Annotated in this window: 17 protein-coding genes; 9 read left to right on the forward strand and 8 right to left on the reverse strand. The window is 67.0% G+C overall.

Features of this window, described 5'->3' with window-relative positions; translation table 11 throughout:
• Positions 1-6: 6 nt before the first annotated feature.
• The 3 genes from rsmA (at position 7) to DXK21_RS04945 (ending at position 3194) form a co-directional block, all read left to right on the forward strand.
• Positions 7-816, forward strand: coding sequence for a 16S rRNA (adenine(1518)-N(6)/adenine(1519)-N(6))-dimethyltransferase RsmA (gene rsmA / locus DXK21_RS04935; RefSeq protein WP_114816666.1), 810 nt, complete (start codon positions 7-9; stop codon positions 814-816).
• Positions 817-824: 8 nt separating this feature from the next.
• A complete protein-coding gene (locus tag DXK21_RS04940) occupies positions 825-1955 on the forward strand; it encodes a pyridoxal phosphate-dependent aminotransferase (RefSeq protein ID WP_114816667.1) in 1131 nt (376 codons plus the stop codon).
• 189 nt (positions 1956-2144) lie between these two features.
• Positions 2145-3194 (forward strand): L,D-transpeptidase family protein, encoded by a 1050-nt coding sequence (locus DXK21_RS04945; protein WP_114816668.1) that lies wholly within the window; start codon positions 2145-2147, stop codon positions 3192-3194.
• Positions 3195-3486: 292 nt separating this feature from the next.
• Here DXK21_RS04945 and gmk read toward each other — a convergent pair whose 3' ends face one another.
• From gmk to DXK21_RS04985, 8 genes are all read right to left on the reverse strand, one after another.
• Positions 3487-4128, reverse strand: coding sequence for a guanylate kinase (gene gmk, locus DXK21_RS04950; RefSeq protein ID WP_114816669.1), 642 nt, complete (start codon positions 4126-4128; stop codon positions 3487-3489).
• Positions 4118-5002 (reverse strand): YicC/YloC family endoribonuclease, encoded by an 885-nt coding sequence (locus DXK21_RS04955; RefSeq protein WP_114816670.1) that lies wholly within the window; start codon positions 5000-5002, stop codon positions 4118-4120. Before DXK21_RS04955 ends, gmk begins: the two co-directional genes overlap by 11 nt.
• The gene (gene mltG, locus DXK21_RS04960) at positions 4999-6192 is read right to left on the reverse strand and encodes an endolytic transglycosylase MltG (RefSeq protein ID WP_114816671.1); all 1194 of its coding nucleotides are present in this window, start codon (positions 6190-6192) and stop codon (positions 4999-5001) included. The genes DXK21_RS04955 and mltG overlap by 4 nt, the downstream gene beginning before the upstream one ends.
• 1 nt (position 6193) lies before the next feature.
• The gene (gene fabF / locus DXK21_RS04965; protein ID WP_114816672.1) at positions 6194-7474 is read right to left on the reverse strand and encodes a beta-ketoacyl-ACP synthase II; all 1281 of its coding nucleotides are present in this window, start codon (positions 7472-7474) and stop codon (positions 6194-6196) included.
• Between the two features lie 118 nt (positions 7475-7592).
• Positions 7593-7832, reverse strand: a complete 240-nt coding sequence (locus DXK21_RS04970) for an acyl carrier protein (protein ID WP_105564338.1) — start codon at positions 7830-7832, stop codon at positions 7593-7595.
• A 181-nt stretch (positions 7833-8013) separates the two neighbouring features.
• Positions 8014-8754 carry a 3-oxoacyl-[acyl-carrier-protein] reductase gene (gene fabG, locus DXK21_RS04975; RefSeq protein WP_114816673.1) on the reverse strand — a complete coding sequence of 247 codons (741 nt, stop codon included), beginning with the start codon at positions 8752-8754 and terminating at the stop codon, positions 8014-8016.
• A gap of 80 nt (positions 8755-8834) precedes the next feature.
• On the reverse strand, positions 8835-9791 hold the full coding sequence (fabD, locus tag DXK21_RS04980; RefSeq protein WP_114816674.1) for an ACP S-malonyltransferase: 957 nt from the start codon (positions 9789-9791) through the stop codon (positions 8835-8837).
• Between the two features lie 318 nt (positions 9792-10109).
• Complete coding sequence (locus DXK21_RS04985) at positions 10110-11393, reverse strand: Nramp family divalent metal transporter (protein WP_114816675.1); 1284 nt, start codon at positions 11391-11393, stop codon at positions 10110-10112.
• A 248-nt stretch (positions 11394-11641) separates the two neighbouring features.
• Between DXK21_RS04985 and rpsF the strand changes: the two genes are divergently transcribed.
• The 6 genes from rpsF (at position 11642) to DXK21_RS05015 (ending at position 17892) form a co-directional block, all read left to right on the forward strand.
• Complete coding sequence (gene rpsF, locus DXK21_RS04990; RefSeq protein WP_114816676.1) at positions 11642-12022, forward strand: 30S ribosomal protein S6; 381 nt, start codon at positions 11642-11644, stop codon at positions 12020-12022.
• Positions 12023-12033: 11 nt separating this feature from the next.
• Positions 12034-12312: a 30S ribosomal protein S18 gene (gene rpsR / locus DXK21_RS04995; RefSeq protein WP_114816677.1), complete on the forward strand. Its 279-nt coding sequence runs from the start codon at positions 12034-12036 to the stop codon at positions 12310-12312.
• Position 12313: 1 nt separating this feature from the next.
• Positions 12314-12898, forward strand: a complete 585-nt coding sequence (gene rplI / locus DXK21_RS05000; RefSeq protein WP_114816678.1) for a 50S ribosomal protein L9 — start codon at positions 12314-12316, stop codon at positions 12896-12898.
• 368 nt (positions 12899-13266) lie between these two features.
• On the forward strand, positions 13267-15717 hold the full coding sequence (locus DXK21_RS05005) for a TonB-dependent receptor plug domain-containing protein (RefSeq protein ID WP_114816679.1): 2451 nt from the start codon (positions 13267-13269) through the stop codon (positions 15715-15717).
• Between the two features lie 180 nt (positions 15718-15897).
• Positions 15898-16269 carry a hypothetical protein gene (locus tag DXK21_RS05010; protein ID WP_114816680.1) on the forward strand — a complete coding sequence of 124 codons (372 nt, stop codon included), beginning with the start codon at positions 15898-15900 and terminating at the stop codon, positions 16267-16269.
• Positions 16270-16392: 123 nt separating this feature from the next.
• Positions 16393-17892, forward strand: a complete 1500-nt coding sequence (locus DXK21_RS05015) for a replicative DNA helicase (RefSeq protein ID WP_114816681.1) — start codon at positions 16393-16395, stop codon at positions 17890-17892.
• The last annotated feature ends 282 nt before the right edge of the window (positions 17893-18174 follow it).

Below are 18174 nucleotides of genomic sequence, written 5' to 3' on the forward strand. Positions count from 1 at the left end.
CTCCGTATGACGGACCTTCCCTCCCTTCGCGAAACGCTCGACGCCCACGGCCTGCTGGCCAAGAAGAGCTTCGGCCAGCACTTCCTGCTGGACCTCAATGTGACGCGCAAGATCGTCCGCTACGCCGGTCCGTTCGACGGCCGCGCCGTGATCGAGGTCGGCCCCGGCCCCGGCGGCCTGACCCGCGCCATTCTGGAAAGCGACGCGGGCAAGGTAGTGCTGGTCGAGAAGGACCCGCGCTTCATCCCCCTGCTCAGCGAGTTGGACGATGGCTCCGGCCGCCTGACCATCGTCGAGGGCGACGCCCTGAACGTGCGCGAGGCGCAACTGACCGAGGGCCCCACCCATCTGGTGTCGAACCTGCCTTACAACGTCGGCACGCCCCTGCTGATCAAGTGGCTGACCGGCCCGTGGCAGCCCTGCGCCCTTACCTTGATGTTCCAGAAGGAGGTGGCCGAGCGTATCGTGGCCGCCCCCGGCGACGACGCCTATGGCCGCCTGGCTGTCATCACCCAGGCTGTGGCCGAAGCCCGCATCGTCATGCACCTGCCCGCCGCCGCCTTCACCCCGCCGCCCAAGGTGGCCTCGGCGGTCGTCCATGTGGTGCCGCTGGCCGACCGCCCGTCGCCCGAGCGGCTGAAGAAGCTTGAACGCGTCACCGCCGCCGCCTTCGGCCAGCGCCGCAAGATGCTGCGCTCCAGCCTGAAACAGCTCGGCGGCGGCGATCTGTGCGAAGCCGCCGGCATCGAACCCGACGCCCGCGCCGAAGTCATCGACATCGCCGGCTTCCTCCGCCTGGCCGACGCCCTCAAGTAAAGCCTGCCATGACCGTTGAAATCGAACCCTTCCGCGCCATCAGCGTCAGCCGCCTGGCCCATGAACTGAAGGCCCAGGGCCGCTCCATCATCCACATGGAGTTCGGCCAGCCCTCGACCGGCGCGCCCGACGCCGCCATCGCCGAGGCGCACCGCATTCTGGACTCAGAGCCCGGCGGCTACTGGGAAAGCCCAGCCCTGCGCGCTCGCATCGCCAAGCTTTACGAGGACCGCTACGGCGTGGCCGTTGATCCCGAGCGGATCGTCATGACCGCGGGCGCCTCGCCCGCCTTGGTGCTGGCCCTGATGATGCGGTTCCAGCCCGGCGACCGGGTGGCCATCGCGCGGCCCGGCTATGTCGCTTACCGCAACACCCTGAAGGCCCTGCACATGGAGCCGGTCGAGATCGACTGCGGCCACGAGGTGCGCTTCCAGCTGACCGCCGAGGCCCTGCGCGCGCTGGACCCGGCCCCAGCAGGCGTCATCATCGCCAGCCCCGCCAACCCGACCGGGACCATCATCCCCGAGGCGGAACTGAAGGCCATCGCCGAAGTCTGTCGCGAGCGGAACATCTCGGTCATCTCGGACGAGATCTACCATGGCCTGTCCTACACCGGCCCGACGCCGTCCATGCTGCAGTTCGAGCCGAACGCCCTGATCGTCAACAGCTTCTCCAAATACTGGAGCATGGCCGGCTGGCGTCTGGGTTGGCTGCTGCTGCCCGAGGCTGAGGTGCCCCAGGCCCGCGCCCGCGTCGGCAACATGTTCCTGACCCCCGCCACCCTCAGCCAGCACGCCGGCCTGATCGCCATGGACTGCGAAACCGAGCTTGAGGCCAACATCGACGTCTATCGCGCCAACCGCGCCCTGATGCTCGACGCCCTGCCGGCCATGGGCCTGCGCTCCATCGCCCCGCCCGACGGCGCCTTCTACATCTACGCCGACATCGGCCACCTGACCGACGACAGCATCGGCTTCTGCGAGGCCCTGTTGCGCGAAACCGGCGTGGCCACCGCCCCCGGCGTCGACTTCGACCCGGTCAACGGCCACCGCTTCATCCGCTTCAGCTTCGCCGTCTCAACGGCGCAGGTCGAGGACGCCCTCGCCCGCATCAAACCCTTCTTCGCAGCCCGAGCCTGATCCTCCCCCGTTTACGGGGGAGGGGGCGGACATAGCCGCAACTCCAACCCTGTCGCCGCCCTACCTGTCTTCGCCCCCTCCACCATGCTCCGCATGGTCCCCCTCCCCCGCTACGCAGGGGAGGATGGCAGGACGGAACGGTCTTCCGCTTGAAGACGTTCGGCAAGTCCCGAAACCATCGGAACTTTCATGCCCAAATCGCGTCTCGCCGCCTCCGTCGCCCTGCCCCTCGCCCTGGTCTTCCTGACCGCCTGCGGCTCCCCCGACGAGACGCCCAAGCCCGAACAGCCGTCCGCCTCGGCACAGGCTCCGGCATTGACTCGCGACGCGATTGAGACGGCGGTGTTCGCCGCCGCCCCGCCTCCGGTCGCAAACGGCCAAGCGACGCCCTCCGCGCCTGATCCGGCCATCGCCCGCGCACAAATCCTTCTGGACCGCGCCAACTTCTCGCCCGGCGTCATCGATGGTCTGGGCGGCGACAACACGCGTCAGGCCATCGCCGCCTTCGAGAAGGCCGCTGGCCTGCCCGAGGACGGCGTTCTCGACGCCGAGGTCTTCCAACGGTTGACCGCAGGCGATGCCGGCAAGGCCATGGCCGACTATACAATCACAGCCGCCGACCTGGCCGGCCCCTTCATCGGCCAGGTCCCGTCGGACCTTCAGGCCATGTCCAAGCTGGCCGCCGTCGGCTACGCTACGCCCCTGGAAGCCCTCGCCGAGAAGTTCCACATGACCGAGGGCCTGCTGCGCGCCCTCAACCCCGGCGTCGATTTCAGCAAGGCGGGCCAGACCATCGTCGTCGCCGCTGTCGCTCAGACCGACCTGACCGCAGACGTCGCCCGCATCGTGGTGGACAAGACCGAACGCTCGGTCCGCGCCTATGACGCCGACGACCGGCTGCTGGCCTTCTATCCCGCCACCATCGGCAGTTCAGCGCGTCCCGCGCCGTCGGGCGACCTGACCGTGGTCGGCGTCGCGCCCGAACCCAACTATACTTACGATCCCGACCGGGTCAGCTATGACCGGGGCGACCGCAAGGTCATCGTGCCGGCAGGGCCGAACAATCCAGTCGGCTCGGTGTGGATCGACCTGTCGCGCGACACCTACGGCATCCACGGCACGCCGGACCCGTCCAAGGTCGGCAAGACCTTCTCCAGCGGCTGCGTGCGCCTGACCAACTGGGACGCTGAACAGTTGGCGTCGCGGGTTAAACCGGGCGTGAAGGTGAGCTTCCGCTAATCGCCGTTTCCTGCCCCTCTCCCAATGGGAGAGGGCTTGAGCGCCCAAGAGCCGACGGCGATTGGTTGCGCGAAAGGGTGAGGGTTGGACTTGTCAGTCGGCGGTAGCCGTGGCGCTCGGTTTTAGGTGGGAGCTGAAGCGCCCATATGGTTTGGGCGGGCGGCTTTGGCGGACGAACCTTCGGCTTACGCCGACGAACGCCGGGAAACCCTCACCCTTTCGCCTTGGCGGATCGCCTTCGGCTCTCCGAGGCTCAAGCCCTCTCCCATTGGGAGAGGGTGAAGCGATCAGGTCAGACCACTTCCTTCAGCAAGGCGTCCTTGTAGCCCTCAACCCAAAGGTTGCGCGTCCGGCAGCTGCGCTCAGCGTGATAGATGTGCGCCAGCTCCGCATAGCTGCTGTCGAAATCCTCGTTGACCAGGACGTAGTCGAACTCGTCGCAGTGTTCGATCTCGCCCTTGGCGTTGGCGACGCGGCGTTCGATCACGTCGTCAGCGTCCTGCGAGCGCGTCACCAGGCGGCGACGCAGTTCTTCCAGGCTAGGCGGCAGGACGAAGACGCGCACGGCGTCGCCGGGGCATTTCTCGGCCACGTCGCGGGCGCCCTGCCAGTCGATGTCGAACAGGACGTCGCGACCCTCGGCCAGGGCGCGGTTCACCGGCGCGGCGGGCGAGCCGTAGCGGTTGCCGTGCACGTCGGCCCATTCCAGGAAGGCGTCCGCGTCGATCAGACGCTGGAATTCCTCCTGGCTGACGAAGTTGTAGTCGCGGCCGTCGACCTCGCCCGGACGAATGCCGCGCGTCGTCATGGAGACCGACAATTCCAACCCCTTGTGATCGGCCATCAGGCGGCGGCACAGAGACGTCTTCCCGGCCCCCGACGGACTGGCGACGATCAGCAGGACGCCACGGCGGGGGGTGCGGTTATTCGACATTCTGAACTTGTTCTCGAAGCTGCTCGATGACGGCCTTCAGTTCGAGGCCGATTCCGGTGAGCGGCGTGGTAGCGGATTTCGAGCAGAGCGTGTTCGCTTCCCGCATGAATTCCTGCATCAGGAAGTCGAGTTTTCGCCCGGCGGGGGGTTGCTGCAACAGTGTCCGTGCGGAATCGACGTGGGCGGTCAGGCGATCCAGTTCCTCGCGCACGTCCGCCTTGGTCGCCAGGGCCGCCGCTTCAAGGAAGATTCGCTCCTCCAGACCGGGCGCATCCGGGGCCAGTTCGCTGATCCGGCGGGTGAAACGTTCGCGGATCGCCTCGGTCTGGCTCGAGGCTTCCAGTTCCGCCCGCGCGATCAGGGCCTCGATGGTCCCGACAAAGTCGCGGATCACGGGCGTCAGCTGCTCGCCCTCGCGCTGACGCGACAGCTTCAGGGCGTCCAGCGCCTGTTCGATGGTGACGGCGATGGCCGCCTCGACGGCGGCGCGGGCCTCGGGATCTTCGTCCTCCTCGGCGACTTCGATGACGCCGCGCAGGGCCAACAGGCCGTCAGCCGAGGGCGGAACCGCCCCCTCTTCCGCCAACTGGTTCGCCAGTTTCAGATAGTTGGCCAGCACCGCCTCGTTGACGCGCGGGGCGGGTTCAGAACCCTCGGCGCGCTTGGCCTGAACCCCCAGCGTCACCTGCCCCCGGTTCAGCCGTCCTTGCGCCGCCGCCTTGGTCAGCCTCTCCAGATTGTCGAAGCCGCCGGGTCCGCGATAGCGCACCTCCAGCGTGCGTCCGTTGACCGAACGGGCCTCGACCGTCCAGGTCCAGCCGTCCAGCGCCCCGTCGGCCCGGCCAAAGCCGGTCATGCCTGAGATCTGGCTCATCGTGCCGGTCCGGGGTTCATGGTGATAACGGCGGCGCCCGCAGGCGTCTCGACCACAGCCCCCTCGCCCATCGGCGTCGTCGCCGCGCCCGGAACAGAAGCCGTCTGGCCGGGCGGCAGGCCCGCCTTGCGGCGTTCGATCTCGCGCCAGCGCGCCACGTTGAGCAGGTGCTCGGGATAGGTCCGCGCGAAGACGTGACCGCCTGTGCCGTCCGCGACGAAGAAGACGTATTCCGAACGCGGCGGGTTCAGCACCGCCTTCAGCGCCTCCTCGCCGGGATTGGCGATGGGCGTCGGCGGCAGGCCGTCGATCAGATAGGTATTCCACGGCGTCTGGGCCCGCAGCTCCGAGGCGCGGATGCCACGTCCCAGCGGCCGCCCCTTGGTCACGCCATAGACAATGGTCGGGTCGCTCTCCAGCCGCATTCCCAGTCGCAGACGGTTGGTGAAGACCGCCGCCACCTGGGGCCGCTCCGAGGCCAGGCCCGTCTCCTTCTCGACGATGGAGGCCAGGACCATGGCCTCTTCCGGCGTGGTGACGATGGTGTTGGGCGAGCGCTGCGCCCACAGGGCGGCCAGCTTGCTCGTGGCGGCGCGCTGCATCCGGGCGACGACCGAGGCGCGGGTCTCGCCGCGCGACACCTCATAGGTGTCGGGCCACAGGCTGCCCTCAGGCGGAACCTCGACCTCGCCGGTCAGGACCGGCTGCTTCATCAGGATGTCGACCGCCTGGGCCGAGGACCAGCCCTCGGGCAGGGTCACGTAGTGGCGCACCGCCTTGCCGTCGACCAGCAGGCCGACCACGGTCGCCAGCGAGGCGCCCGACGGCACCTCATACTCGCCCGCGCGGATCTTACGGTCGGCGCCGCTCAGGCTGACGGCGGCGCGGAACAGGTCGGTCGAGCGGATCACGCCCGCCGATTTCAGATTGGCGGCGATGGCCGAGACGCCCGCCCCCGACGGCAGGGTGACGATGGTCGCCTCGCCCTCCCTGGCTGACGGTCCAGGCCCCCAATAGACCACCCACAGGCCGATCAGGGCCGCCGCCACGAAGACGCCCAGCGTCCCGGCGGCGGTGATCAGGCCGACGCCGAGGCTGGATTTAGCCCCCCCGCCGCCGCCCCGCTTCGGTACGCGCGACTTGGGGATGCGAACCTTGGGCGTGGGACGACGCGACGGAGCCTTGGCCAAATCAGTCGACCTTCTTGAAGATCACGGCCGCATTGGTGCCGCCGAAGCCGAAGCTGTTGGACATGGCGACATCGATCTTCATCGGCTTGCCCTTGTGCGGCACCAGGTCGATGGCTGTCTCGTGCTCGGGATCGTCCAGGTTGATGGTCGGCGGCGCGATCTGATCGCGGATAGCCAGAACCGAGAAGATGCTCTCGATGGCCCCGGCGGCGCCCAGCAGGTGCCCCGTCATCGACTTGGTCGAGGACACCGCCACGTCCTTGGCGTGATCGCCGACCAGACGCTCGATGGCCCGCAGCTCGATCCAGTCGGCCATGGTCGAGGTGCCGTGGGCGTTGACGTAGTCGAGGTCCGACGGCTCCATCCCGGCGCGCTTCAGCGCCATCTTCATGGCCCGCAGACCGCCGTCGCCATCCTCGGACGGGGCGGTGATGTGATAGGCGTCGCCGCTCATGCCATAGCCGACGACCTCGGCGTAGATCTTGGCGCCCCGCGCCTTGGCGTGTTCGTACTCCTCCAGCACCATGATGCCGGCGCCCTCGCCCATGATGAAGCCGGCGTGGCCGCGGTCATAGGGACGCGAGGCCTTCTCGGGCGTGTCGTTGTAGGCTGTGCACAGGGCCTTGCAGGCCAGGAAGCCGGCGATGCCGATCGGCACGACCGAGCTTTCGGCCCCGCCCGCCACCATGACGTCCGCGTCGCCCAGGGCGATCATGCGGGCCGCATCGCCGATGGCGTGGGCGCCGGTGGCGCAGGCGGTGACGACCGAGTGATTCGGTCCCTTCAGCCCGTGGCGGATCGAGATCTGACCCGAGGCCAGGTTGATCAGGGCCGAGGGAATGAAGAAGGGGCTGACGCGACGGACGCCCTGTTCCTTCAGCACGATGGCCGTCTCGGCGATGGGGCCCAGGCCGCCGATGCCGGAGCCGACCATGACGCCGGTCGCTTCCTTGTCGTCCTCGGTTTCGGGCTTCCAGTTCGCATCGGCCAGAGCCTCGTCGGCGGCGGCGATGGCGTACAGGATGAAGTCGTCGACGCGCTTCCTGTCCTTGGCCGACATCACCTGATCGGGATCGAAGACGCCCGGCTGATCCGACGCGCCGCGTCCACGACCGTCCACGGACGGCACTTCACCCGCGATGGTGCAGCCATAGCCCTCGGTGTCGAAGCAGGTGATCGGACCAATGCCCGAGCGGCCCTCGACGATGCCCTTCCAGACATGTTCCACGCCCGAACCGAGCGGGGTGACAAGGCCGAGGCCCGTGATGACGACGCGGCGCATGGTTCGCGCTCCTTGGACTATAAGAATCGTGACCGAAAACAATAATGGCCGCCGGACGGTCCCGCTAGGGTCCCGTCACGGCGGCCATCATTTGGAAGTGCGACGGATCGCAGCTGGATTAACCAGCCAGCTTCTCGTCGATGAACTTCACAGCGTCGCCGACGGTCTGGATGTGCTCAGCGGCGTCATCCGGGATTTCGACGTCGAATTCTTCTTCGAAGGCCATGACCAGCTCGACGTTGTCGAGCGAGTCGGCGCCCAGGTCGTCGATGAAGGAGGCTTTTTCCGTGACCTTGTCCGGATCGGCGTCCAGGTGGTCGATAACGATCTTGCGGACGCGTTCGAGGGTGTCGGACATGAGTGTCTCTCTGCCTGTTTGTTGTCGCCGTGAAGGCGGGGTCTCAGTGTTCGCCGTGTCACGGCAGCCGGTTGGAAGCAAGACCCGAGGGACTCACCGCCGCGAAGCATTCCCGCCCTTTAGCACAGCCATCGGGGCGGGAAATAGATTGTTGCGCGTCGTGATGGCGACGCGCAACGCTTTAGATCATCGCCATGCCGCCGTTCACGTGCAGCGTCTGCCCGGTGACATAGGCGGCTTCGTTGGACGACAGATAGACGGCGGCGGCGGCGATTTCCTCGCCCGTGCCCAGTCGGCCTGACGGAATCTTGGTCAGGATGGCCTCGCGCTGCTGGTCGTTCAGCACGTCCGTCATCGGCGAGGCGATGAAACCGGGCGCGATGCAATTCACCGTGATCCCGCGCGAACCGACTTCCTGAGCCAGCGACTTGGAGAAGCCGATCATGCCCGCCTTGGACGCCGAATAGTTGGTCTGGCCGGGGTTGCCCGTCACGCCAACCACCGAGGTCACGCCTATGATGCGGCCCGAACGGCGCTTCATCATCCCCTTCACCGCCGCGCGGGTCAGGCGGAAATAGCTTTCCAGGTTGATCTGGATGACGGACTGGAAGTCCTCGTCCTTCATCCGCATCAAGAGGCCGTCCTTGGTGATGCCGGCGTTGGCGACCAGGATGTCCAGCGGTCCGCCGGCGGCTTCTTCAGCCCGCGCCACCAGCCCATCGACCGAGTCCGCATCCGACAGGTTGGCGGCGGCGAAGAAGGCGCGCTCGCCCAGCTCCTTGGCCAGATCAGCCAGCACGGCCTCGCGCGTGCCCGACAGCACCACCGTCGCGCCCTGGGCGTGCAGCGAACGCGCAATGGCCCCGCCGATGCCGCCGGTCGCGCCGGTCACCAGGGCGATCTTTCCCGAAAGGTTGAACATTATGTCTCTCCGTAGTGGCGAGTGATTAGTGGCGAGTGGCGAGGAAAAGCAGAGTGAAGGGGCGAATGTCTCGCCACTCGTCACTCGCCACTCGTCACCGCCTTCGCGAAGGCTTCCAGGTCTTCCGGCGTGTTCAGCGCCAGGCTCTCGGCGTCGGGCGCGATGCGCTTGGCCATGCCGGTCAGGACCTTGCCCGAACCGATCTCGGCGAAGCGGGTCACGCCGCCTTCGCCCGCCATCCACTCCATGCTCTCGCGCCAGCGCACGCGGCCCGTGACCTGCTCGACCAGCAGGCGACGCAGAACCTCGGGGTCCGTTTCCGGGCGAGCCGTGACGTTGGCAACAACGGCGACCAGCGGCGCGACGATCTTCGCCTCCCCCAGGGCATCAGCCATTTCGTCAGCGGCGGGCTGCATCAGCGGGCAGTGGAAGGGCGCCGAGACGTTCAGCGGGATGGCCCGCGCGCCCAGTTCCTTGGCCTTCTCGATGGCGCGGTCCACGGCGGCCTTGTCGCCCGAAATCACCACGTTGCCGTTGTTGTTGTCGTTGGCGACGACGCAGACGCCGTCTTCCGAACCGGCTTTCGCGGCGGCTTCGGCCAGGGCCAGGTCGGTCTTGGGTCCGATCAGCGAGGCCATCGCGCCCTTGCCCACCGGCACGGCGCGCTGCATGGCCTGACCGCGCAGCTTCAGCAGGCGCGCCGTGTCCGACAGGCTGATCGCGCCGACAGCGGCCAGGGCCGAATATTCGCCCAGGGAGTGACCGGCGACAAAGCCCGCCTTGGTCACGTCCACGCCGAACTCGACCTTCAGCACCCTTGCCGCCGCCGCCGACACGGCCATCAGGGCCGGCTGGGCGTTTTCGGTCAGGGTCAGCTGGTCTTCCGGGCCTTCGCGCATCAGGTCGAACAGCTTCTGGTTCAGCGCGTCGTCGACCTCGGCGAAGACCTCGCGGGCGCTGGCGAAGGCGTCCGCCAATGCAGCGCCCATGCCAACGCTCTGGCTGCCCTGTCCGGGGAAGAGAAGCGCGAGGGTCATGCGAAACGATCCGTGGTCCGTTGATTCAAGGCGCCGAGGCGTAGGCGAAACCCGCCCCTACGGCAAGAACTCGCCCCCTCGAACCGGGACCTTGCGCACGACTCCCCGCCCCAATCCCAGTGAATCACAGGGATTGGACGGCTCTGGCTTCGATCAACGCACGCCCCCCGAAACCTGAGCCACAATAGCCTCATGACCCGCACCGCCGCCCTCTTGAAGTCCTCCCCCGCTACGCAAGGGAGGATCGCAGACCTCGCCGATTGCACTCATTGCACCAATTGCACTGTTTTTTTCGTCGCGCAGTGCAATCGCCGCCCCTCAGAACAACCCCGCCAACTCCTTGCCGGCCAGCACGGCGAACAGCAGCCCTCCCGCCGCCAGCAGCGTGTTCGACAGCCCATGACTGCGCCACTCCCTCGGCACCCGGTCGCTGTTCAGCAGCCACAGAAGCGTCCCCGCCAGGAAGGGCATGAACAGGCTGCCCAGCACGCCATAGGCGACAATCAGACCGAAGGGCCGGTCCATGAACAGCAGGGCCATGGGCGGGAAGGTCAGCCACAGAGCGAACCCTCTGAACGCCCGGCTGCGGTCGCCGCGCACCGCCTCCTCGCCCGCCCGACCCCGTACATGGGCGGTGAAGTCGGCGAACATCAGGCTGACGCCCTGCCAGACGCCCAGCAGGCTTGAGAAGCTGGTGGCCCAAAAGCCGACCAGGAACAGAATGGAGATCGGTCGCCCGAACCGCTCCCTCAACACCTGATCCAGATCCAGCAGCCCCCGCTCGCCGCCTTGCAAGGCTATGCCCACCGCGTACAGCAGCTCGGCCCCGACGATCAGCATGGCCACCACGAAGACCCCGGTGACGATATAGGCGACCCGGTTGTCCAGCCGCATCACCGCCATCCAGCCAGGCCCCTTCCAGCCCTTGGCGTTCAGCCAGTATCCATAGGCCGCCATGGTGATGGTCCCGCCCACCCCGCCGATCAGGCCCAGGGTGTAAAAGACCGACCCCTGCGGCAGGGTGGGCCACAGTCCGGTCATCAGGGCCGGAATATCCGGCGTCACGATCACGGCCAGGCCGACCACGGTGACGAACATCACCCCGACGCAGGCCGTCATCACCTTCTCGAACACGCCGTATCCGCCGAACCAGACGAAGGTCAGCCCCGCGATCCCGCTCAGCATCCCCCAGACCTTCAGGTCCAGCACCGGGAACAGGGCCGCCAGCGGCAGGGCCGTGGCCGTCATGGCCGCCGCCCCGTACACAAAGCCCCAGATGACGACATAGAGGCCGAAATAGAGGCCGGCCCAGTTCAGCCGCCCGCCTATCGCGCCGGGCAGCAGCCCCCGCCCCAGGCTCGACCAGCCGTCAAAGATCGTCCGCTCGCTGGCCAGGGTCCAGCGCCCCACCGCCTCGGCCAGGGCGATCTTCAGCACCGTCCCTATGATGGCCGCCCAAAGCAGGGCGTAGCCGAAGCGCGAGCCGGCGATCAGGGTCGCCACCAGATCGCCCGCCCCGACGCCCGTCGCCGCGACGACGATGCCCGGCCCGATCAGGGACCAGCGCCTTTTCAGGGCGACGTTCGGCTCGGTCGAGGTCATGCGGCGTCTCCGATCAGGCGAAAACCCTCCCCTGCTTCGGCCCCGCTTGGCAATGCAGACCCGCGCGCGGCGCGCCATCCTTGCCCTGTCGGCCTTTTTCCCCTATACGCGCCGCCTTTCCAGGGCTTCGGTCCTGATGCGGAACGCCAAAGGGTTCGGGAAGTCCTCCCGGCCGCCGCTTCAGGAGCCATCGTGGACAGGACTTACCCGGTCCGTTTCACGCCGATGCCCACAAGGGAGACTACCGCATGGCTCTTTACGAGCACACGGTCATGACGCGCCAGGATATCTCGGCGCAACAGGCCGAAGCGCTGAACGACACCATCAAGGCTCTGATCGAAGAAGGCGGCGGCGCCGTCGCCAAGATCGAGTACTGGGGTCTGCGCAACCTGACCTACCGGGTCAAGAAGAACCGCAAGGCTCACTATTCCCTGCTCGCCATCGACGCCCCGGCTGCCGCCGTGGCCGAAGTCGAACGTCAGCTGTCGCTGAACGAAGACGTCCTGCGCTGGCTGACCGTCCGCGTCGAGGAACTCGACCTGGAACTGTCGCCCCTGCTGGCCCGTCGTGAACGTGAGCGCGATCGTGATCGCCCCGCGCGCACCGACGAAGCTGCGGCTTCGGAATAAGGAACCGGATCATGACCGACACAACCGCTCCCTCCCCGGGCGCCCCGGCCGGCTCCGGCGCCGCCGGACGTCGTCCCTTCTATCGTCGTCGCAAGGTCTGCCCCTTCTCGGGCGCCAACGCACCGAAGATCGACTACAAGGACGTGAAGCTGCTGCAGCGTTACGTTTCCGAACGCGGCAAGATCGTGCCCTCGCGCATCACCGCCGTTTCCGCCAAGAAGCAACGCGAACTGGCCAAGGCCATCAAGCGCGCTCGCTACCTGGCCCTCCTGCCGTACGTGGTGAAGTAAGATGAAGGTCGTTCTGCTGGAACGCGTCGAGAACCTCGGCGCCATCGGCGACGTCGTCACCGTCAAGGACGGCTTCGCTCGTAACTACCTGCTGCCGCGCGACAAGGCTCGTCGCGCGACCTCGGCCAACCTGAAAGCGTTCGAACTCGACCGCGCGGCTATCGAAGCCCGCAACGAGAAGAACAAGGCCGACGCACAGAAGGTCGCCGACAAGATCGACGGCCAGACCTACGTCATGATCCGTCAGGCCGGTGAAACGGGTCACCTGTACGGTTCGGTCGCCGGTCGCGACGTGGCTGAAATCATTCAGTCCGAAGGCGGCAAGGTCGAGCGTTCGCAAGTCGTGCTGAACGTCGCGATCAAGGCCCTGGGCGTCCACGAAGTGCCGGTTCGCCTGCACCCCGAGGTCCGCGCCACGGTCAAGATCAACATCGCCCGCTCGGCCGAAGAAGCCGAACGTCAAGCCAAGGGCGAGGATGTCATCCGCGCCCAGTTCGACGACGAGCGCAACGCAGCCGAGCAGTCCGCCAAGGAACTGATCGAAGGCGGCGCTGGTCAGCAAGAAGGCTTCGGCGACGAAGCCTGATCTGTCGACTGACGGTATCGATCAAGGGGCGCGTCCTTCGGGACGCGCCCCTTTTTCTTGGCCGGTCTGTTTAGTTTTTCTGGGCACAGCACCACATAATCTCGATATCCCGCGCCGTTTTCGCACCGCAATATGGTCACAGCTCATCCTCCTTCGATGGGCGGGAGATGACGATGCGAATGCGCTTCTACGCGGACACCCATCGCCCGGTCGCTCGACCGGGACGATGTCCGGCCCGCCGCTGACCCGACTAAGGTCGGTCCGCCGCCGGCCTTGACGACCAACGTTACTGACGCACAGTTCCATCGTCGCTGCTCAACGGCGCGGCGCGATTCCTTGCGTCCAATCAGAAAAGCAGACCTCTCGAGATGAACCGAACCCCCGCCTTCCGCTCCGCCCTGTTCCTGGCGTCCTCCAGCGTCACGCTGCTGCTCGCCGGCGCCGCCGCCGCCCAGCAAGCCTCGGTTGACCCCACCGCCGTTGACGACATCGTCGTGACCGGCACCCGCGTCGCCAACCGCTCGCGCCTCGACACCGTCGCGCCCGTGGACGTGGTCACGGCGGAAACTCTGGAGCAACGCGGCACGACCGAGTTGGCGGCCCAGCTCGCGGCCTCGGTGCCCGCGCTGAACTTCCCGCGCCCCTCGGCGACCGACGGCACCGACTCCATCCGCCCGGCCACCCTGCGCGGGCAGGGTCCTGATCAGACCCTGGTTCTGGTCAACGGCGTGCGCCGCCACCAGACCGCTCTGGTCAATCTAAACGGCTCGGTCGGGCGGGGCTCCTCCGCCGTGGACCTGAACGCCATCCCGTCCTCGGCGGTCGAGCGCATCGAGGTGCTGCGCGACGGCGCGGCGGCCCAGTATGGCTCCGACGCCATCGCCGGGGTTCTGAACCTGCGTCTGCGCGAAGCGCGCGACGGCGGCGGCGCGACCGTCACCTATGGCCAGTATGTCACCGACTATGACGGCTTCTACGGCCGCAAGGGCAAGATCCGCGACGGCGACACCCTGACGGTATCGGGGTGGCAGGGCTTCGCCATAGGCGATGAAGGCTTCCTGACCGCCTCGGTCGAGTATCGTGACCGCGACCGCACCAACCGTTCGGACATCAACCCGACCCTGGGCCGCATCACCGGCGGTCAGGGCGACGCCCAGGCCGAAGATCTGTCGGTCTATCTGAATGCTGGCGTCCCGCTGGCGGCCGGCTGGGAAGCCTATGGTTGGGCCGGCTATCAGAAGCGCGACGCCTCAGCCGCCGCCTTCTATCGCACCCCGACGGACGCCACCCAGAACCCCGACTATGGCTCGGGCCGCAAGTATCCGAACGGCTACCTGCCCGAGATCCTGACGGACACGACCGACTGGACCGCTGCGGGCGGCGTCCGTGGCTCTCTGGGCGAATGGGGCATCGACATCAATCTCGGCTACGGCTCGAACAAGATCGAGTTCGGCGCCGAGAACACCATGAACCCGACCTACGGCATCGACGGTCCGACCCAGTTCGACGCCGGGTCGCTGCAGTATGATCAGCTCGTGTTCGGCGTCGACGCCAGCCGCGAGTACGACCTGGGCTGGCACGGCCCTCTGAACGTGGCCGTCGGCCTTGAGGCCCGTAGCGAAAACTATCAGATCGGAGCCGGCGAAGAAGCCTCCTACGCTCGCGGCCCAGTTCTGACAGCCGGAGGCGCCACCCTCGCCTTCGGCTCGCGCGGCTTCACCGGCTTCACGCCGAGCAACGAGGTGGACGAAGATCGCAACAACGTCGGGGTCTATCTGGACCTGGAAGGCGAGGTCATCGACGGCCTGACCCTGTCGGGTGCCGTTCGCTACGAGAACTATTCGGACTTCGGCGACAACGTCTCGGGCAAGTTCGCGGCCCGCTACGACTTCACCCCCCATTTCGCGGTCCGCGGCGCGGTCTCGACCGGCTTCCGCGCCCCCAGCCTGCAACAGCAGTACTATACCCAGACCTCGATCCTCTACATCGACAACGTGCCCTACGAGACCGGCACCTATCCGTCGATCAGCGAGGTCGGCGCAGCGCTCGGCGGCACGCCGCTGGATGCCGAGGAGTCCGTCAACTATTCGCTGGGCTTCGTGGCCCGCAACGGCCCGTTCGAGCTGACGGCTGACGCCTATCGCATCGACATCAAGGACCGCATCATCCTGTCAGAAACCCTGACCGGCAAAGCGCCCGGCACAAAGGACGCAACAGCCAACGAGCTTGCGATTTTCGGCATTCTCCAACCCTATGGCGCATCGGCCGCGCGCTTCTTCATCAACGGCGTGGACACTGAAACAACGGGTCTGGACGTCGTCGCCCGCTATCGCGCCGAGACCGCTGTCGGCCACCGCCTGGACTTCACCCTGGCGGGCAACGTCAACGACTTCAAAGTCACCAAGACGCCGGTGACCGAGAGCCGCGTCCTGCCCACGCCGACCAGCCTGTTCGGGCGTCAGGCCGTGGCCCGCTTTGAAGAAGGCTCCCCGCCTTGGAAGGTGGTGTTCCAGACCGACTGGGAAGCCCAGCGCCTGGGCGGCACGGTTCGCCTGACCGGCTATGGCGACGTTCTGGCGGCCGGCTCCTCCGAGGCCACTGACCTGGAACTGGGCGCCGCCCTGGTGGCCGATTTCGAGGCGCGTTACCGCCTCACGGACAAGGTCATCATCTCGGTCGGGGCCGACAACATCCTGGACCAGTACCCGCGCCAGAGCCTGCGCGCCAACAATACGACCGGCGCCTTTCCCTTCTCCAACTTCTCGCCCTACGGCTTCAACGGCCGCTTCGTCTATGGCCGCATCGCGGTGAAGTGGTGATCGGAACCTCAGCCTAGGCGGCAGTCCCCGCGAGGAGGGCCTTCTTCCCTCCTCGCGCCGGACGCTGTTGCTGAGGGGCGACGTGGCGGCTGCGGCGGCCCCCGCCGCGGCCGTCTCGTCAGCCATTGTTCCGCCACAGACATCGAACCAAGCTGGGCCATTCCAATCGGAGGGGTCCGTATGAAGAAAGCCGCGCTTGTCCTCGCCGTCGCCGCCAGCCTGTGGGTCGGCAGCGCCAGCGCCATGACGGTTCAAGAGTTCCTGACTTCGGCCAACCGCATCCCGCGCAATCCGACCGCCCTGTTGCGGTCGGACACGCGGCGGCTAATGAACGAGATCAACGGCGCCTTCAAAACGGTCGGCGAGGAGCAGAAAGCGGCCCAGGCATCGAACCGGCGCGCCGCCACCTGCATTCCCGAAGGCGCCAAGATCAGCCTGTCGCCCGACATGATCCTGACCCGCTTCAACGCCATACCGGCGGCGCGGCGCAATATCAGCGTGACCCAGGCGGTGCGGGAATGGATGGCGGCGGAGCATCCCTGCCCGGCCTGAAGCCTGGCCCGACCGCTGATCCGACAGGGGTTTTCAGGACCGTCCACAGACGCCGTCGAATGTCCACGATCAAGGCCATGGCCGGGTCTGACGCAGGCGTCGCTTAGGGCTATGGCTAGTCCCATGAACGCCTTCGCTCCCATGCCCTACGGAAACACAGACCAGGTCTCCGTCTCGTCCATGCCCCACAACCTGGAGGCGGAGCAGGCGCTGCTGGGCTCGCTGATGTTCGACAACGCCGTGTTCGAGCGGCTGAGCGACCGCCTGCGCGGCTCGCATATGTACGAGCCCTTCCATCAGCGGCTGTTCGAGGCGATCGAGGATCACATCCGTCAGGGCCTGCTGGCCGAGCCGACCATCCTGATGGAGCGGTTCAAGCAGGACCCGGCCTTCCACGAGTTCGGCGGTCTGCGATACCTCGCCGACCTTGTCGACCGCGCCCCCCCGGCCGCCAACGCCCCCGACTACGCCCGCGTCATCTATGACCTGGCCCTGCGTCGCGACCTGATCCGTATCGGCGGCGAGATGATCAAGCAGGCGCCCAACCCAGAGACGCCCGCCGACGAACAGATCGAACAGGCGGAACAGACCCTCTATTCGCTGGCTGAAACGGGCAAGCCGTCGTCGGGCTTCGTCAGCTTCTCGACCGCCCTGGCCGGGGCCGTCGAAATGGCGGGCGAAGCCTATCAGCGTGAGGGCAAGCTGGCGGGTCTGGCCACCGGCCTGAACGACCTGGACCGCAAGCTGGGCGGCCTGCACCCCTCCGACCTTCTGATCCTCGCGGGTCGTCCGTCGATGGGCAAGACGGCGCTCGCCACCAACATGGCCTTCAACGTGGCCCGCGCCTATCAGTGGGAACCGACGCCCGAGGGCCGCAAGACGGTCAACGGGGGCGTCGTCGCCTTCTACTCGCTGGAAATGAGCGCCGAACAGCTGGCCATGCGTATTCTGGCCGATGCGTCCGGCGTGTCCTCGGACAAGCTGCGCAAGGGCGAGATCGACGCCTCGGACTTCGGTAAGCTGCGCGACGCGGCGGTCGAGATCGGCGAGAGCCCCCTCTATATCGACGCCACCGGCGGCATCTCCATCTCCAAGCTGGCGGCGCGGGCGCGACGTCTGAAGCGGATGGAGCACGGCCTGGACCTGATCATCGTCGACTACCTGCAACTGGTGACGACGGGCGAAGGCGGCGGTCAGAAGAACCGGGTGCAGGAAGTGTCCGAGATCACCGGCGGCCTGAAGGCCCTGGCCAAGGAACTGGGCGTGCCGATCATCGCCCTGTCGCAGCTGTCGCGTCAGGTCGAGCAGCGCGAAGACAAGCGCCCGCAACTGTCCGACCTGCGTGAATCAGGCTCGATCGAGCAGGACGCCGACTGCGTCATGTTCGTCTATCGCGAAAGCTACTATCTGGGCCGCGCCGAACCGCGCGAGGGCTCTGAGGAGCACCTGCAATGGCAGCAGGACATGGACCGGCTGCAGGGCCAGGCCGAGGTGGTCATCGGCAAGCAGCGTCACGGCCCCATCGGCATCGTCAAGCTGGCCTTCGACGCGGACACCGTCCGCTTCGGCAACCTAGCCCACGACGACCGCTACGGCAGCGCCTTCGCGGACATCCCTGAGTAGGGATCGGGGGCTATTGCACTGGGCGAAGAAAAAAACAGTGCAATTGGTGCAATGGGCGGAGAGACGCGGATCGCCTCCTGCGCTCATCCCTTAAGGACGGCGCCCTCACCCCCATCCCCGGCCCTTCCCCCCTCGAGGGGGAAGGGAGAGAAATTCGTGGTTGGCGGACGGCGGCGGATGGCGATGTCAAAGACCGGCAAGCGCCAATCTAGGCCAGAGGCGGACTACGGCGCGCTGGCGGGCGGCGGCGGCGCGCAATCCCGGGCGGTTCAAGGGATTGGA

The organism is Brevundimonas bullata, from assembly GCF_003350205.1.
GTDB classification, from domain to species: Bacteria; Pseudomonadota; Alphaproteobacteria; order Caulobacterales; family Caulobacteraceae; genus Brevundimonas; species Brevundimonas bullata.